The sequence below is a fragment of the Actinospica robiniae DSM 44927 genome (assembly GCF_000504285.1).
Classification (GTDB): domain Bacteria; phylum Actinomycetota; class Actinomycetes; order Streptomycetales; family Catenulisporaceae; genus Actinospica; species Actinospica robiniae.
This window is the reverse complement of the sequence record NZ_KI632511.1, coordinates 1,109,404-1,123,950: the sequence shown is the minus strand read 5'-3', so window position 1 is coordinate 1,123,950 and position 14,547 is coordinate 1,109,404. Positions and strand designations below refer to the sequence as shown.

Here is a 14,547-nt window from a genome sequence, read left to right as displayed (position 1 = left end):
GGGGTATCCGCCGAGCGGCTTACGCCGGGACCCGGCCCGCGCATGGCGGCCGGAGTTTCGGGCAACCGGGAACCATGGACACGATGATCGAATCCATCCCGGCCGCCGGCGGCCCGGTCACCCCGCGGCCCGACCCGGAGCGGCCGGCCAACCCGGAGGAGGAGCCGGTCTTCCCCGGTCCGGAGCCGATCGGCCCGGACCCGGACCGGCCCGTGCACACCGAGCCGGAGCCCTCCCCGAGCGTGCCGCCGCCGCCCGGCTTCGACCCCGAGGCGCCGGACCCGGAGAACATCCCCGAGCCGCCCGAGCCCGCCCCGCACCGGCCGCAGGCGCCGTAGCCCCCGCGCGCGGCCAGCGGCTTCGCGAAAAGGAGCAAGCCCATGAACGCCCAGGCACAGCCCGCGTCCGGGCCCGGCGGCGGCGAGAAGCTGGCCGGCCGTACGGTCGCGTTCCTCATCCCCGGCGACGGCGCCGGACAGGCCGAGACGCTCCAGCCCTGGGACGCGGTGACCCAGGCCGGCGGCCGGCCCGTCCTGGTCGGCCCGGAACGCGGTGAGGCCCATCTGAGCGACGAGCGGGGGTACGGCCTGCACGTGCCGGTGGACACCCGGCTCGCGGACGCGCGCGAGCCGGACTTCGACGCGCTCGTCGTGCCCGGCGGCCCGAACGGCCCAGCGGGGCTCGGCTCCGACCCGGACGCCGTCCGCTTCCTGACCGCGTTCTTCCTGGCCGGCAAGCCGATCGCGGCTGCCGGGCGGGCGCCGGAGCTGCTGCTCGAGGCGGACCTCGCGCAGGACCGGATGCTCACCTCCGCGCCCGAGCTGGCCTCGGCCGTCGAGGATGCCGGCGGCGCCTGGTACGACTACCCGGTGGTGGTCTGCCACAACGGGCCGAACATGCTGCTCACCGGCCGTGCCGCGGCGGACGTGCCCGCCTTCTGCGACGCGCTGGTGGACGAGTTCGCCGCGACGCTGGCCCAGCACGGGCCTCCGCGCGGCATGGCCGAGATGACCCGCTCGTAGTCCTCCGCCGTCGCCGGGACCGTGAGCGCGGGGACCCCTTCGGACTCGAGCTCCTCGGCCGGCACGATGTAGACCCCAAGGAGGTAGACCCATGGCCTCTCCGGCCGACGCGCTCACCGGGTCCGACCTGGGCCTCGGCATCGACGCGCACGCCTTCCTGTTCGGCCTCGACGGGGTGCTCACCCGCACGGCCGGGCTGCACGCCGAGGCGTGGAAGAAGACCTTCGACACCTTCCTGCGCGCCTTCGACACGCACAGCCTGCGCCACGACCTGCCCTTCGACCAGCGGGCCGACTTCGCCGAGCACCTCGACGGGCGGCAGGAGGACGACGGGATCCGCTCGTTCCTGGCGTCGCGCGGCATCGAGGTCCCGGACGGCGACCCGGACGACGCGCCGGGCACCGAGACGATCCGGGGCATCGCGGCGGCGAAGCGGTGGGTGTTCGTCTCGCTGCTCGAGGCGCGCGGCCCGGGCCTGGACCAGGGCGCGCTGCGGCTGCTCGGCGCGGCCGCGGACGCCGGGCTGCCCTGCGCCGTGGTGACCTCCACCGAGCAGGGCGGCAGGGTGCTCCAGACCGCGGGCATCGCGGACCGGTTCGAGGTGGTGGTAGACGGCGCCGTGGCCGCCGAGCGCGGCCTGCCCGGCAAGCCCGCCCCGGACGGCCACCTCTACGCCGCCCGCGAACTCGGCGTCGAGCCGTCCGCCGCGGCGGTGTTCGAGGAGGCCCTGGCCGGGGTCGAGGCGGCCCGCGCGGGCGGGTTCGGCGCCGTCGTGGGGGTGGACCGCTTCGGGGGCCAGCACGGCCGGCGGCTGTGGGAGTCCGGCGCCACCGCCGTCGTCACGGACCTGGCCGACCTGCTCGGCCCGAGCGGCGAGCTGCGGGAACATGACGCAACAGGTTGAGGTCGAGGATCGGGGCGTTTACCCGTGGTGCGAGGGGCAACCCGGCGCGCGACCCGAGAACCGAGATCGCGGAGGACGAACCACCATGGAGCCGGCTGGGCGGTTCCGGCACGAAGCGCTCTTCTACCAGGAAGCGCCCCATTACGTGGCGGACACCGCGCGTTACGTGCGCGAAGGGTTGGCCGCGGGCGAATCCGTCCTGGTGGCCGTGGTCGAGGAGCACGCCCGGTCGCTGCGCGAGGAGCTGGGCGCCGACGCGGCCCGGGTGGAATTCCTCGACATGGCCCAGGTCGGGCGCAACCCGGCCCGGCTGATCCCGGCCTGGCAGGAGTGGGTCGAGCGCAACACCGCCCGGGGAACGGCGTTCCGGGGCGTCGGCGAGCCGGTGTGGGCCGGACGCAGCGAGCTGGAGATCCGCGAGTGCCTGCGCCACGAGCACCTGCTCAACACGGCCTTCGAGAACGGCCCCGAGTGGGGGCTGCTGTGCCCCTACGACCGCGCGCACCTGCCGCGCGAGGTGATCGAGGACGTCGCACGCACCCATCCCGGCTCGCGGGGCGCGTTGCCGGCGGTTGACGGTGAGGCCTGCGCCGTGGACGGCGGCCGCGAAGCGCTCGACGCCGAACCGCCGGACCTGGGACCGCCGCTGTTCTCGGCGTCCTTCGGAGTCGAGGCGCTGCCGTGGCTGCGCACCGCCATCAGGGAGCGGGCCGACCAGCTCGGTCTGTACGGCAGGGATGTAGCGGACTTCGTGCTGGTGGCGGACGAGCTGGCCTGCAACAGCGTGCGCCACGGCGGCGGCCACGGCCGGATGGAGCTGTGGGCGCAGGACGGGCACGCGGTATGCGAGGTGCGCGACGAGGGCCTGATCAGCGACCCGCTCGTCGGCCGCCGCCGGCCGGCCCTGACCGCCGAGGGCGGCGCCGGGCTGTGGACCGCCAACCAGGTGTGCGACCTGCTGCTGATCCATTCCACGCCCGCCTCCGGCACCGCCGTGCGCGCGTATCTGCCGACATAGACCACGGAAAGGAGTGGGAGATGGACCCGGAGAACGAGGTGGCGTACGAGAACGAGGTGCTGGCAGGGCTCGAGGTGGCCTTCCTGATCGCGATCGAGGGCGCCGAGGAGTCCGAGACGCTCCAGCCCTGGGAGGCGGTGGCGGAGGCGGGCGGGCACGCCGTGCTGCTGTCCCCGCAGGACGGCCACGCCCAGCTCTTCGAGTACCTGGACCGCGGCACCCGGCTGCCGGTGGACCGCACGCTCGCCGAGGTCTCACCGCACGAGTTCGACGCGCTGGTGCTGCCCGGCGGCGCGGCGAACGCGGACCTGCTGCGCGGCGAGAGCAAAGCCGTCGACTTCACCCGTGCGATCTTCGCCGCGGGCAAGCCGGTGGCGGCGATCGGCCACGCGCCCTGGCTGCTCGTCGAGGCGGACCTGGTCACCGGGCGCTCGCTGACCTCGTGGCCGAGCCTGCGCACCGACATCCGCAACGCGGGCGGCAACTGGCGCGACGAGCCGGTCGTGCTCTGCGAGAGCGGCCCGAACGTGCTGATCACCAGCCGCGGCCCGGACGACCTGCCGATCTTCTGCGACACGCTGGTGCAGCGTTTCGCCGAGACCGCCCCCGGGTGACCGACCAACCGAAAACAGTGCACCGACAAGGTAAGGAGCCGACGATGACCGTAGTGCGGACCAGCGACAAGCACGGCCCCGTGCGCGACGACGAGCTGAAGGACGAGATGGAGGCGCCGCTGCGGGCCGGCCACTCGACCCGGGCCGAGGCGTGGCGCGAGCCGGAGCTGGAGGAAGAGGACCGGCCGGAGGAGGCCGAGCTGATCGAGCGGCGGCGGGCCGAGGAGGCCGGACGCACCCGGGCCGACGACGCCCGGGCCGCCGGCACCTGATCCGTGCTCAGTCCCGTGCGACGGCCGCGGGCCCGGCTCAGGCCAGGCTCGTGGCCGTTTCGTGTGCCAGCAGGTCGACGACGGCGGGCAGCGAGCGCGTGTCCGCGTAGACGGCGCACTGCCGGTAGGCGCCGTTGCCGTGGCGCAGCAGCCGCTGCAGGTGGCTGACCGCGAAGTCGATGTCGCCGGAGGCCTCGAGGGCCGGGCGGGCCTGGCGCATCAGCGCGCCGAGCAGCTGCGGCACCGTCTGCTCGGTGCTGGAGCGGTGGTCGAGGAGCGTGCCGGCCAGCCCGTAGCGGGCCGCGCGCCGGTGGTTCTCCGCCAGCAGCACGTCGTCGATCTCTTCCTCGGGCCGGGCATCCTCGCCGTCGGAGAGGATCACCGTGGCCAGCGCGCGCAGCAGCACCGCGAGCAGCACGACGGTGCGCAGGTCGGAGTTGGCGTCGGCGACTCGGATCTCCAGCGTGGGCAGGTGCTCGCTCGGCCGGGCGTACCAGTAGATCATCTTGCGGTCGATCACGGCGCCGGTGGACACCAGTTCCTCGGCGTGCCGGGCGTAGCCGTGCTCGTCCAGGACCGGCGCGGGCCCGACCGTGGGCCAACGCCCGTACTCCAGGCCCCGGCAGCTGGCGCAGGCGCGGTCGCAGCCCTCGGCGAACGGCGAGTTCGCCGCCAGCGCCTGCACCACCGGCAGCCAGCCGCGCAGGCGGGAGCTGAGCAGCAGCGCGTCGGCCCGGCCGAAGGTGCCGATGTGGATGTGGCAGCCGTTGATCTCGCAGGTCGTGGTCGCCAGGAAGTGCCCGAGGTGCTCGGCGATGCGCTGGTAGCGGCCGTCGGTGCGGATCGGCGGCGGGCGGTGGCTGAGCACCGCGCACGGGCTGGCGAGCAGCACGCAGTCGGAGCGGGCCGCCGCCGCGAGGGCGGCGCGCCGGGCGTCGGACAGGTCGCGGTAGAGCGCGCCGGCCGTGTCGCAGGCCTCGCTGCGGGTCTCGAGCTGGGAGCTGCAGAACTCCGTGGTCACCCGCTCGCCGAGCACCCGCGCGGCGTCCGCGATGACCTCGTCGGCCCGGGCCGCGGTGAAACGCGATTCGCGGTCGGCGAGGAGGAACTCCTCCTCGACGCCGAAGGTGAGCCGGTCGCGGATGAGTGTGCGTCCCTTCACAGTGCCTCCCGTCGTACGTGCCTCCTGGTGCCGGGCGGTGCCTCTTTCTGCGCGGTTTCATCCGGTTGTGGGTGGTTACCCGCAACCGGCCGCCGGAACGCGGCCCCATGACGGGAAAAGGGGTGTTGCGCATGGACACGGCGCACGAAGAGCGCATGACCGCCGCCCGCCTTCCGGGTGACACGATCGTCGCGGTGCTCTACGAGCAGCACGCTCGGATCCGCGACCAGTTCGACGCCGTCACCGCGACCGAGGGGGCAGACCGGTCGGCCGCGTTCGACACGCTGCGGGAGCTGATCGCGACCCACCAGGCCGCCGAGGACGTGGTGCTGCGCACGGTCACCGACAAGCTGCTGCCGGCCGGCCTGACCCGCGCGTCCACCGACGAGGAGGAGTCGCTGGCGCGGGAACTGGCCGATCTCGAGCGCACCGACGTGCGGGGCCCGGAGTTCCTGCCGCGGCTGCGGCTGCTCGAGGAGGCGTTCGAGCTGCACGCCGCGCACGAGGAGAGCGACGAGTTCCCGGCCGTGCTGGCCGAACTGAGCGCGCAGGAGCAGGAGGAGCTCGGCCGCTGGATGAAGCGGGCCGGCCGGATCGCCCCGACCCGTCCGCACCCCGCACTGGCCGGTCATCCGCGCACCGAAGCCGTCGTCGCCCCCTTCGCGGCGCTCTACGACCAGGCACGCGACCGCCTTGCCGAGGCGCACGGCAAGACGGACGCGTGAGGCTGCTGATCGGGCGTCGCTACGCCGAGACCGCGACCGCCTCGGCGGCCGGCTCGGCCGCGACCGTGCGCCGTACCCCGATCAGGACCAGCGAGATCACCGCCGCGATCAGGATACTGACACCGCCGACGAGGGCGCAGGTGTGCAGGGCGTCGGTGAAGCTGTCGCCGTAGGCCGCGAGCGCCTGGCCGGTGGACTGGTCGGTGGACAGGTGCAGGAACGCGCCGGCCTGGATGCCGACGTTCGAGACCATGCCGTCGACCTGGCCCTGGTCGGCCTGGCTCAGGCCCGAGGCGGCCAGGTGGCCGGGCAGGGTGGCCAGCGTGCGGTTGGTCAGGATCACGCCGAACACGGCCGGGCCGAGCGCACTGCCGATCTGGCGCAGCGCGCTGTTCGCGGAGCCCGCGGTGCCGGCGAGCCTGCGCGGCAGCGCGTCCACGGTCACCGCGGTGATCGGGGCCATGGCCAGCGCGATGCCGATGCCCAGGACGCCGATGACGAGGGCCGCCTCGCCGGTGCCGGTGTCCGCCTTGAACACGTTCACCAGCAGCGCGCCGATGCCCGCGACGACCAGGCCGGCCAGCAGCAGCAGGCTGGGAGCCACCCGGTTCATCAGCCGGCCGACCACCGGGCTGAGCACGACCGTGAAGCCGTTGAGCGCTATCAGCCGCACACCGATGTCCCAGGTGGAGGCGTGGTGCACGAGGCCGAAGTACTCGCTGAGCGTGAACACCAGGCCGACCTGCGCGAACAGCGTGACGCCCATGACCACGGCGGCGCCGGAGAAGGCGCGGGAGCGGAACAGGCGCACGTCGAACATGGGGCTGGCCGAGCGCAGCTCCACCGCGACGAACCCGACCAGTGCGACGGCCGCCAGGATGAAGGCCACGATGACCTCGGTCGAGCCCCAGCCCGCCGTGCCGCCGCCCTCGATCACGCCGAAGACGACCCCGGTGATGCCGATGACGGCCAGCAGCTGGCCGGGGACGTCGAGGTGGCGCATCCGGTCGGCCCGCGAGTCGGTCAGCAGGAAGGCGCCCGCGACCGCGATCAGGGCGCCGAGCACGAGGGTGGGCAGGAAGATCCAGCGCCAGCCGACGTGGTTGAGGATCTGGCCGTTGAACAGCGGGCCGAGCGTAAGTCCCAGACCCAGGCTCGCGGTCCACGCGGCGATCGCGCGGGCCCGTACCCTGTGGTCCGGGCAGACGTGCGAGATCAGGCCGATGGTGGAGGGCAGCAGCGCGGCCGTGCCCACGCCGGTCAGCGCCTGGCCGACGCAGACCTGCGCCACGCCGTGCGCGGTGAGCGCCACCAGGCAGCCGAGCACGGTGAGGGTGAGGCCGGAGAGGTAGATCTTCTTACGGCCGTGCAGATCGCCGAGCACGCCGAAGGAGAGCAGCAGCGCGGCCGTCGGCAGGATGAAGGCGTCGGTGATCCACTGCAGCCCGACGGTCGAGGCGTTCAGGGCCTGCTGGATCACTGGGAGCGCGGTGGAGACGCCGACGACGGGCAGATAGGAGACGAAGACGCCCAGGCAGGCCAGGGCGATCGTGGCCGCCCGGTTGGCGGGGTCCGGCTCGGCGCCGCCGGCTGTCCGTGACGGTGATGCGGCAGGCGTGGACGCAGCTGGCGAAGAAGTAGACATGACACCTCGATGTGTATGTGTACGAGCGGCTGGATCGGTGGGGCGGTCCCGTTCCCGACGGGGCGGTCAGGTGGCTGCGACGCTCTCGGGAAGCCGACGGCTCTCTTCTTCCTCGAGCTGGCTAGATCGATCTAGCCACGAGCGATGGGGAGCAATCTAGCCGCCCTGACCAGCGCGATCCAGGGAGTCAAACTAAGCTTTCGGCGTTACGCGGACTCCCGCGCCACCACCCTCGCGGCGCTCGTGGCGATCCCCTCGGCGCCGAGACCGAGCGCCTGGCGGGCCACCCGCCGCCCGTGCACCTCCGCGTCGATGTGCACTGAGGAGAGCGCCGGCGTGACGAGCGCGCCGTACTCGGTGTCGTCGTAGCCCATCACGGCCAGGTCGTCCGGCACCGTCGCGCCGAGATCGCGCAGTGCGGTCACGGCACGCAGCGCGACGTCGTCGGTGAACGCCGCGACGGCGCTCACCTGCGGATTTTCACGCCGGAACCGCTCGACTCGGGTGCGTGCCGCGTCGCGGTCGGCCGGGATGTCGAAGCAGACCGGCTCCGGCAGCCCGAGCGAGCCGGCGTGCTGCAGCGTCAGCCGCCGGCGGGCGCCGACGAGCGGCGTGTGCGTCTCCGGCAGGGCGAGGGCGATCCGCTCGTGCCCCTTGTCGGCCAGGTAGTTGATCTGCAGCGCCACGTGCGCGGCCAGGCCGTCCACCCAGCCGCCGCCGGTGTCCTCGAGATCGCGGCCGGTCAGGTAGGGCTCGGCGAAACGCAGCATCGCCCGGGGCGCGATGGAGTCGAGGATGCGCTGCGTCGCGCCCGGCGAGACCGGCCCGTGCCGCACCAGCAGGTCGTAGTCGTGCGCGTCGAGTTCGGCGCTCAGTCCGCGGATGTAGCTGCGCGAGTAGTTGCCCTCGTAGATCCAGTCGATCTCCAGCACGACGACCCTCGAGGATCCCTCGCGCAGTGCCCGGGCCACCCCGTGGGTCACGTAGCCCAGATCGCGCGCGGCCTGGTGCACGCGCTGGCGGGTCTCCTCCGAGATCTTCTGCCGCGGGTCGTTCGCCAGGACGAACCCGGCGGTGGACCGCGACACCCCGCACGCGGCGGCGACGTCCTTGAGCGTGACTCGGCCGTTCATGGTGTGATTCTGCCCGATTCCGCCTCAGCCGAGCGAGGCGGTGGCGAGTTTCACCGCGAAGCCCAGGAACAGCGACCCGACCCCGCCGGTGAGCGAGGCGGTCAGCCGCCGCCGGCGCCGGAAACGTGCGGCGAGCCGGTCGCCGCCGAGTATCAGAGCCGAGAGGTAGGACACGGAGAAGATCTGCACGATCACGCTGAGCAAGAAGAACGCCGTGATCGGATGCGCCGCGTGCGGACTGACGAACTGGCTCAGGAAGGCCAGATCGAAAAGGATCGCCTTGGGATTGAGCAGGCTGACGATCAGGGCCCGGCGCAGCGGGTTGTGGTCCGTGGCTTCGCGTTCCGCAGCGGTGGCAGAGTCCTGCGTCACGACGGTGCCGGCGGCCCGGTGGCGCAGCCCGCGCACGACCCCGAGCGCCGCACGGATCATCCCGATCCCGAGCCAGGCCAGGTAGGCCGCGCCGAGGTACTTCACGACGTCGAAGAGCGCGGGGGAGCGCGAGAGCAGCGAGGCCGCGCCCGCGGCGGTCAGGGTGAGCAGCACCGTGTCGCCGAGCACGACCCCGAGCGCCGCGCGGTAGCCGCGTCGCACGCCCCTGCGCGCGGCCACGGACAGCACGTACATCGAGTTGGGTCCGGGCAGCAGGACGATCAGGAGGGCGCCGAGGGTGAACTCCGGCAGATTCACGGTTCCGAGCACGCATCGAGTCTCGCACGGCGCGAGCGGTCCGCTGACCGCGTGAAACGGCCGTGCCGCGCCACCTCGGCGAGGTGGCGCGGCATGGATCAACCGGTGTTGCGGATCAGCTGGCGGAGCAGGTGATTCCGGACAGCGAGGTGGGCGCGGTCCCGCCGCCCAGCATGCCGAAGGTGGTCGAGCCGTCGGCCGGGATCGAGCCGTTGTAGCTCAGGTTCGTCGCGGTGACGGTCGCGCCGGACTGGGTCTCGTTCGCGTTCCAGATCTGGGTGACCGTCTGCGACCCGGGCCAGGTCCAGCCGGCCTTCCAGCCGCTGGTCGCCTTCGACCCGTTGTTGGTCACGGTGAAGTTGAGCTGGTAGCCGCCGCTCCACGCGCTCAGCACCGACCAGGTCAGGGTGCACCCGCTGGACGGGGGAGTCACGGACGCGGACGGCGAGGCCGAGGCCGACGGGGAGCTCGACGGCGACGCGGAGTGGCTCGGGCTGGCGCTCGGCGAGGCCGAAGCCGAAGCCGAGGCCGAAGCCGAGGCGCTGGGCGAGGCGGAGGTCGGGCTGGCGCTCGGGCTGGAGCTGGCCGAACCGGGCTGGAGCGTGACGACGGTGACCGAGTACGGCGTGACCGTCTGCGAGGCGGCGCTGCCGGCCGTCCCGGAGGTGATCGCGGAGCCGGGCTCGGCGAGCGTGGAGACCGACGGCGCGCCGGCGGCCGGGCTGAAGCCGGAGTAGCCGAGGTTGACGGTGTAGGAGTTGGTCGGGTCGTCGTTGACCAGCATCACCCGCAGCGAGCCGTTCGCGGCCTTGACCGCGTACGCCTGCACGAGGGACTGGCTGGAGGAGGCGGAGACCAGCGTGTCACCCGGGTGGAGGAACTGGCCGAGCAGCTTCAGGCCGTAGTAGGCCGGGAACGGCGTGTCGGCCGCCGGTTCGCAGGGCGAGCCGCCGGTCGCGCAGCCCCCGTTGGAGAGCACTCCGTAGTCGCCGTAGTTCGTGCTGCCGTAGAGCGAGGAGCCGTTGTTGCCGCCGGTGACGATGCCGTTGTGGATCTGCCACCAGTCCACGCTCGAGACGCCGCTGCCGAGCCAGCCGAGGTAGTCCTGCTCGAGATACAGGGCGTTGACGAGGCTGGTGGACTGCTTGCCCGGGTTCGAGGAGACCGAGTTCGTCTCGGTGATGTCGATCGGCACGTTCGACTGCCCGGCGTACTGGCTCAGCTCCGACTTCAGTGTGGAGACCATCGACGGGATCTGCGAGGTGTCGCCGAGCAGCGCGGAGTCGGTCTCGTTGCCCGGGTTCTGCGGGTACCAGTGCACGTCGGCGAAGCCGATCTGCCCGGCCAGCGCGGTCATCACGGTCTGGTTCCAGCTCTGCGGGCTGCCGCCGGAGGTGACCCCGTCCGGCCAGTTGCCCGGCGCGGTCAGCACCACGCCGACGGATATGGTCGGGTCGACCGCCTTCATCGCGGTGATGTACGCCTTCACGTTCGCCGCGTACACCGACGGGCCGCAGTTCGTCGGGCTGCTGCCGCCGGCGCAGTGGTTGTCCGGCTCCCAGTCGGCACCGTAGGTCCCGTTGCCGTAGATCTCGTTGCCGATCTCCCAGTACTTGATGCCGTAGTTGTGGGTGACGTTGGCGTACTTGACCCAGTCCGCGGCCAGCTGCGCGCCGGTCTCGCTCGGGCTCTGCGACGCGCCGGCGGTGTCGCCGGTGCCGTAGTTGACCGTGACCATGCCCTGCGCGCCGCTCGAGGCGAGCAGGCTGGCGTACTGGTCGAAGTCGACGGCCTGCGCCTTGCCGCTGACCACGTCGGTGTTCGTCTTCCAGTTGTACTCGTCCGACTCGGTTCCGCCGGGGAACCGGACCAGGCCCACGCCGGCGCCGGAGAGCAGCCCGGGCACGGCCGCGTCGGTCAGCGCCGCGTCGTAGACGGACCCGTTGATGCCGATGCCGGTGGACGGGGCCACCGCGACGGAGGTTCCGGCGTTCACGCTGACGGTCACCGCGGAACCGGCCGCGGCGGGCCCGGCGGCCGTGCCGACGATGACCGTCGCCGCGGTCGCGGGGGCGGCGAGCGCCGCGATGACCGCGGTCAGTGCTCGCCGCCGGGGAAGATCGGCCTGACGCCGCTTCATGTGCGACTCCCATTCTCTCGGCCGCGCCTGAAGCAGGGGGCTGAAGGCCGTCGAAGCCTCCGCCTCGCGGCGCCCACGACGATCGGCCCGCGGCCCGGTGCCCGTCAACGAGCCGGCCCGCGCGACCGCGTCCTGCCGCGGCTGATCAGGGCTTCGACGTGCACGTGAGGTGAAAGTTGCAGATCGGCGGATCGATGCGGCGTCGAACGCCTGTCGAAGCCGCCGGGTCGTGTTCGACGTGGATGGGGGGATTTGTGGCGCGGCCTGATCATCTATCAGGATGGACGGCGTGACGACGCAACCGAGCAAGCCGAATCAGAGCCTTCAGCACATCCCGGCGCCGGACGGAGTGGCCCCCGGAGTCGGATACACCCACGTGGTCACCGGAACCGGTCGGCTGGTCGTGGTCTCCGGCCAGGTGGCTCTGGACCAGTACGGCAACCCCGTCGGCGTCGGCGACCCCGCGGCGCAGGCGCTGCAGGCCTTCGAGAATCTCCACCGCTGCCTCACCGCGGCCGGCGCCACGTTCGCGGACGTCGTGAAGCTCAGCTACTTCGTCACCGACGTGGTCCACCTCCCGGCCATCCGCAAGGCCCGGGACCAGTACGTCGACGTGGACAACCCGCCCGCGAGCACCGCAGTCCAAGTCGCGGCGCTCTTCCGGCCGGAGCTGGTGCTGGAGGTCGAGGCCTGGGCAGTGCTCGCCCCCGGCGAGCCGGGCGAGGGCGCGGATGAGCAGCGCGTCGCGGATAAACCTATGGACTCCTAGTCCGGGCGCTCCAACGGGCACGTTCGCACTGGCCATGGCAGGCTAATTTGCGGTGGCCGATGCCCGAGCGGGACCGCCGAGCCCAGGTACCGGGCGGTCACGCGGGGCGGCGAACGGGTCGCGCGCGGAGCAGGGCTCGAGCAGAGGAGGTCTCATGGCAGTGCTGCCGCATGCGTACCGGGCGCTCCCAGACGAGCGGCCCGGCACGACCGCGGATGCCGCGCAGCGCCGCGCGGCGGCCGAGCGCGCCGTGCGGGAGCTCGGCGGGGGTGGTGAGCAGGCCCGGCCCTGGGCCCTCGATCCGCAGGCGTTCGGCGGCGCCGCCGACGGCCGCGCGTCGGCCCTCGCCGCGGACGCCATCGAGGACTGCGACGAGCCGCCCGCTTTCGCCCGGCTGGCCGCGGCCGAATGGACGAACGTCACCGACCTCGCCCGCTTCCCGAACCGGATCGCCGATTCCGCCGCCGTCGACGTGCGCGAGCTCGGCCTCGTCGGCATGCCCGGCTTCACCCCCGCCCCGACGCTCGCGGGCGCACCGGACCGGGTCGTGGAGCCCGGCCGGGGCGTGGCGCTGGTGACCGGCGCGTCCTCCGGCATCGGCGCGGCGATCGCCCGCGCGCTCGCGGCGGAGGACCGCTGGAACCTGCTGGTCTCCGGCCGCGACGCCGACCGCGTCGGCCGGGTGGCGCAGGAGACCGGCGCGACGCCGCTGCGCTGCGACCTGGCCGCGCCGGACGGCGCCCGCCGGCTGGTGAGCACCGCCGTCGACGTGGCGGACCGGATCGACCTGCTGGTCGCCTCGGCCGGGGTGGGCTGGGCCGGCTCTTTCGCCACCATGCCCACCAGCGCGCTCGAGCGGGTCCTAGCGGTGGACCTGGCCGCGGTGATCAAGCTGGTCCGGCTGGCGCTGCCGCACATGCTGCTCCAGCGCCGGGGCCACCTCGTGCTGATCGGCTCGGTGGCCGGCTGCCTCGGCGTCGAGGGCGAGGCGGTCTACTCCGCCGCGAAGGCCGGTCTGGGAGCGTTCGCCGACTCGCTGCGCTACGAGCTGCGCGGCACGGGCGTGCAGATGACGCACGTGGTGCCCGGCGTGGTCGACACCCCGTTCTTCGCCCGGCGCGGCCAGCCGTACAACCGCCGCCGGCCCCGCCCGATCCCGCCGGAGGACGTCGCGCGCGCGGTGGTCAAGGCGATCGGTTCCGGCCGCGAGGAGATCTTCGTGCCGCGCTGGTTCCGCATCCCGGTCGGCATCAGGGCATTGGCCCCCTCGGCCTACCGTCAGCTCGCCGCGCGCTTCGGCTGAGACATCGCCGACGCGCGGGTGAGCCGGCCGGGCGTGGCGGCGCGGACCGGGCTCGCGGCGTCTCTACGCTGCGATCATGCCGCGATGGACGCTGCCGGCCGGGTACAGCCCGCGCGAATGGATGAAGGTCGGGCGGATCTCGCCGACCTGGTACCGGCGCGCGCTGGCCGTGCTGCTGACCAACAGCGCGGTGCTCTACACCCTCTACGGCATCGGCCGCCTGGATCTCGCGTTCTACGCGCTGACCGGCTCGATGCTCGTGCTCTACGGGCACGAATTCGATCTGCCGACCCGGGTGCGCAAGATGGCCGGACTCTGCGTCGGCCAGGCCGCCTCGCTGCTCCTGGTCGGCCTGGTCGCGGCGGCCGACCCGGGCACGCCGCTGCTGGTGCTCGTCGGCAGCGCGCTCGCGGCGGCGCAGAAGCTGGCCTGCGAGCGCTACCGGGTCGGCCCGCCGCGCCACGTGGTGTTGGTCTTCCTGGACCTCGGCATCCTGTTCGCGCCCGGCGTCCCGGTGAGCCAGCTGCCGCTGCGCTGGCTCACCTACGCGCTGTGCGCGGTGTGGGCCTGCGGCATCGTGATCGCCCCGGCTCTCTGGTACAGCCGCGTCGGCCGACGCGCGTGGTCGCCGGGCGACCCGCCGGTCGAAGCCGACCCGGAGCTGTTGCGCCCCGCGCTGCGCTGCCTGGTGGGCGTCGCCGCGTCCGGCTACATCGCGGAACTGCTCGGGGTGGGGCGGCCGTACTGGGCGATGGTGACGGCCGCGGCCGTGTTCGTCGGCACACGTGTGCAGCACGGCCAGCGCGCACTGCAGCGCACAGTCGGCACGCTGCTCGGCCTCGGCGTCTTCGCGATCCTGGACCAGTTCGCGAAAGACAGCGACCTGATCCTGGTGACGCTGGTGGTGGCCTCCGGCGCGATCATCGAGGTCTTCATCACGGCGAACTACTGGCTCGGCACGGTGTGGGTGACCCCGATGGCGTTGCTGATCACGTCGCTGCCCGGCAACGCCACCGCCGACACGCTCATCGGCGAGCGGCTCATCGACACCGTCGTCGGCAGCATCATCGGTATCGTCGTCACCCTGCTGACGGACGTCCGGCCGCCGCCGCATCAGCACACGCGTCCGGCGGCTTAGATCATGGGAGGG

Annotated in this window: 15 protein-coding genes; 10 read left to right on the top strand and 5 right to left on the bottom strand. The window is 73.0% G+C overall.

Going from position 1 to position 14,547, the window contains the following annotated elements; all coding sequences use genetic code 11:
• Nucleotides 1-83: 83 nt before the first annotated feature.
• From ACTRO_RS04845 to ACTRO_RS04820, 6 genes are all read left to right on the top strand, one after another.
• On the top strand, nt 84-338 hold the full coding sequence (locus ACTRO_RS04845) for a hypothetical protein (protein WP_157435771.1): 255 nt from the start codon (nt 84-86) through the stop codon (nt 336-338).
• 42 nt (nt 339-380) lie between these two features.
• Nucleotides 381-1,022 carry a DJ-1/PfpI family protein gene (locus tag ACTRO_RS04840; RefSeq protein ID WP_051450327.1) on the top strand — a complete coding sequence of 214 codons (642 nt, stop codon included), beginning with the start codon at nt 381-383 and terminating at the stop codon, nt 1,020-1,022.
• 91 nt (nt 1,023-1,113) lie between these two features.
• Nucleotides 1,114-1,926: an HAD family hydrolase gene (locus ACTRO_RS04835; RefSeq protein ID WP_034261438.1), complete on the top strand. Its 813-nt coding sequence runs from the start codon at nt 1,114-1,116 to the stop codon at nt 1,924-1,926.
• Between the two features lie 85 nt (nt 1,927-2,011).
• Nucleotides 2,012-2,944: an anti-sigma factor RsbA family regulatory protein gene (locus ACTRO_RS04830; protein WP_034261436.1), complete on the top strand. Its 933-nt coding sequence runs from the start codon at nt 2,012-2,014 to the stop codon at nt 2,942-2,944.
• A 20-nt stretch (nt 2,945-2,964) separates the two neighbouring features.
• Nucleotides 2,965-3,558 (top strand): type 1 glutamine amidotransferase domain-containing protein, encoded by a 594-nt coding sequence (locus tag ACTRO_RS04825; protein ID WP_051450326.1) that lies wholly within the window; start codon nt 2,965-2,967, stop codon nt 3,556-3,558.
• A 44-nt stretch (nt 3,559-3,602) separates the two neighbouring features.
• Nucleotides 3,603-3,830, top strand: coding sequence for a hypothetical protein (locus tag ACTRO_RS04820; RefSeq protein WP_034261433.1), 228 nt, complete (start codon nt 3,603-3,605; stop codon nt 3,828-3,830).
• A gap of 37 nt (nt 3,831-3,867) precedes the next feature.
• Here the strand turns inward: ACTRO_RS04820 and ACTRO_RS04815 are convergent, their stop codons facing one another.
• Nucleotides 3,868-4,992: a carboxylate-amine ligase gene (locus tag ACTRO_RS04815; protein WP_051450325.1), complete on the bottom strand. Its 1,125-nt coding sequence runs from the start codon at nt 4,990-4,992 to the stop codon at nt 3,868-3,870.
• A 131-nt stretch (nt 4,993-5,123) separates the two neighbouring features.
• Here ACTRO_RS04815 and ACTRO_RS04810 point away from each other — a divergent pair, with 131 nt between their 5' ends.
• Nucleotides 5,124-5,717 (top strand): hemerythrin domain-containing protein, encoded by a 594-nt coding sequence (locus ACTRO_RS04810; RefSeq protein WP_034261431.1) that lies wholly within the window; start codon nt 5,124-5,126, stop codon nt 5,715-5,717.
• Nucleotides 5,718-5,736: 19 nt separating this feature from the next.
• Here the strand turns inward: ACTRO_RS04810 and ACTRO_RS04805 are convergent, their stop codons facing one another.
• From ACTRO_RS04805 to ACTRO_RS04790, 4 genes are all read right to left on the bottom strand, one after another.
• Complete coding sequence (locus ACTRO_RS04805) at nt 5,737-7,362, bottom strand: MFS transporter (RefSeq protein ID WP_034261428.1); 1,626 nt, start codon at nt 7,360-7,362, stop codon at nt 5,737-5,739.
• 206 nt (nt 7,363-7,568) lie between these two features.
• Nucleotides 7,569-8,495 carry a LacI family DNA-binding transcriptional regulator gene (locus tag ACTRO_RS04800; RefSeq protein WP_034261426.1) on the bottom strand — a complete coding sequence of 309 codons (927 nt, stop codon included), beginning with the start codon at nt 8,493-8,495 and terminating at the stop codon, nt 7,569-7,571.
• A gap of 24 nt (nt 8,496-8,519) precedes the next feature.
• The gene (leuE, locus tag ACTRO_RS04795) at nt 8,520-9,197 is read right to left on the bottom strand and encodes a leucine efflux protein LeuE (RefSeq protein WP_034261424.1); all 678 of its coding nucleotides are present in this window, start codon (nt 9,195-9,197) and stop codon (nt 8,520-8,522) included.
• A 103-nt stretch (nt 9,198-9,300) separates the two neighbouring features.
• The gene (locus ACTRO_RS04790; RefSeq protein ID WP_051450324.1) at nt 9,301-11,325 is read right to left on the bottom strand and encodes a cellulose binding domain-containing protein; all 2,025 of its coding nucleotides are present in this window, start codon (nt 11,323-11,325) and stop codon (nt 9,301-9,303) included.
• Between the two features lie 289 nt (nt 11,326-11,614).
• Between ACTRO_RS04790 and ACTRO_RS04785 the strand changes: the two genes are divergently transcribed.
• The 3 genes from ACTRO_RS04785 (at nt 11,615) to ACTRO_RS04775 (ending at nt 14,535) form a co-directional block, all read left to right on the top strand.
• Complete coding sequence (locus tag ACTRO_RS04785; protein WP_211244098.1) at nt 11,615-12,094, top strand: RidA family protein; 480 nt, start codon at nt 11,615-11,617, stop codon at nt 12,092-12,094.
• Between the two features lie 154 nt (nt 12,095-12,248).
• The gene (locus ACTRO_RS04780; RefSeq protein ID WP_245594295.1) at nt 12,249-13,397 is read left to right on the top strand and encodes an SDR family NAD(P)-dependent oxidoreductase; all 1,149 of its coding nucleotides are present in this window, start codon (nt 12,249-12,251) and stop codon (nt 13,395-13,397) included.
• Between the two features lie 76 nt (nt 13,398-13,473).
• A complete protein-coding gene (locus ACTRO_RS04775; RefSeq protein ID WP_084315971.1) occupies nt 13,474-14,535 on the top strand; it encodes an FUSC family protein in 1,062 nt (353 codons plus the stop codon).
• Nucleotides 14,536-14,547 lie beyond the last annotated feature (12 nt).

What these genes read in the sequence shown, in the direction of transcription:
- ACTRO_RS04775 (WP_084315971.1), top strand. Translation starts at nt 13,474, where the DNA reads ATGCCGCGATGGACGCTGCCGGCCGGGTACAGCCCGCGCGAATGGATG.
- ACTRO_RS04845 (WP_157435771.1), top strand. Translation starts at nt 84, where the DNA reads ATGATCGAATCCATCCCGGCCGCCGGCGGCCCGGTCACCCCGCGGCCC.
- ACTRO_RS04780 (WP_245594295.1), top strand. Translation starts at nt 12,249, where the DNA reads ATGGCAGTGCTGCCGCATGCGTACCGGGCGCTCCCAGACGAGCGGCCC.
- ACTRO_RS04790 (WP_051450324.1), bottom strand. Translation starts at nt 11,325, where the DNA reads ATGAAGCGGCGTCAGGCCGATCTTCCCCGGCGGCGAGCACTGACCGCG.
- ACTRO_RS04830 (WP_034261436.1), top strand. Translation starts at nt 2,012, where the DNA reads ATGGAGCCGGCTGGGCGGTTCCGGCACGAAGCGCTCTTCTACCAGGAA.
- ACTRO_RS04800 (WP_034261426.1), bottom strand. Translation starts at nt 8,495, where the DNA reads ATGAACGGCCGAGTCACGCTCAAGGACGTCGCCGCCGCGTGCGGGGTG.
- ACTRO_RS04840 (WP_051450327.1), top strand. Translation starts at nt 381, where the DNA reads ATGAACGCCCAGGCACAGCCCGCGTCCGGGCCCGGCGGCGGCGAGAAG.
- ACTRO_RS04810 (WP_034261431.1), top strand. Translation starts at nt 5,124, where the DNA reads ATGGACACGGCGCACGAAGAGCGCATGACCGCCGCCCGCCTTCCGGGT.
- ACTRO_RS04825 (WP_051450326.1), top strand. Translation starts at nt 2,965, where the DNA reads ATGGACCCGGAGAACGAGGTGGCGTACGAGAACGAGGTGCTGGCAGGG.
- ACTRO_RS04820 (WP_034261433.1), top strand. Translation starts at nt 3,603, where the DNA reads ATGACCGTAGTGCGGACCAGCGACAAGCACGGCCCCGTGCGCGACGAC.
- ACTRO_RS04835 (WP_034261438.1), top strand. Translation starts at nt 1,114, where the DNA reads ATGGCCTCTCCGGCCGACGCGCTCACCGGGTCCGACCTGGGCCTCGGC.
- ACTRO_RS04805 (WP_034261428.1), bottom strand. Translation starts at nt 7,362, where the DNA reads ATGTCTACTTCTTCGCCAGCTGCGTCCACGCCTGCCGCATCACCGTCA.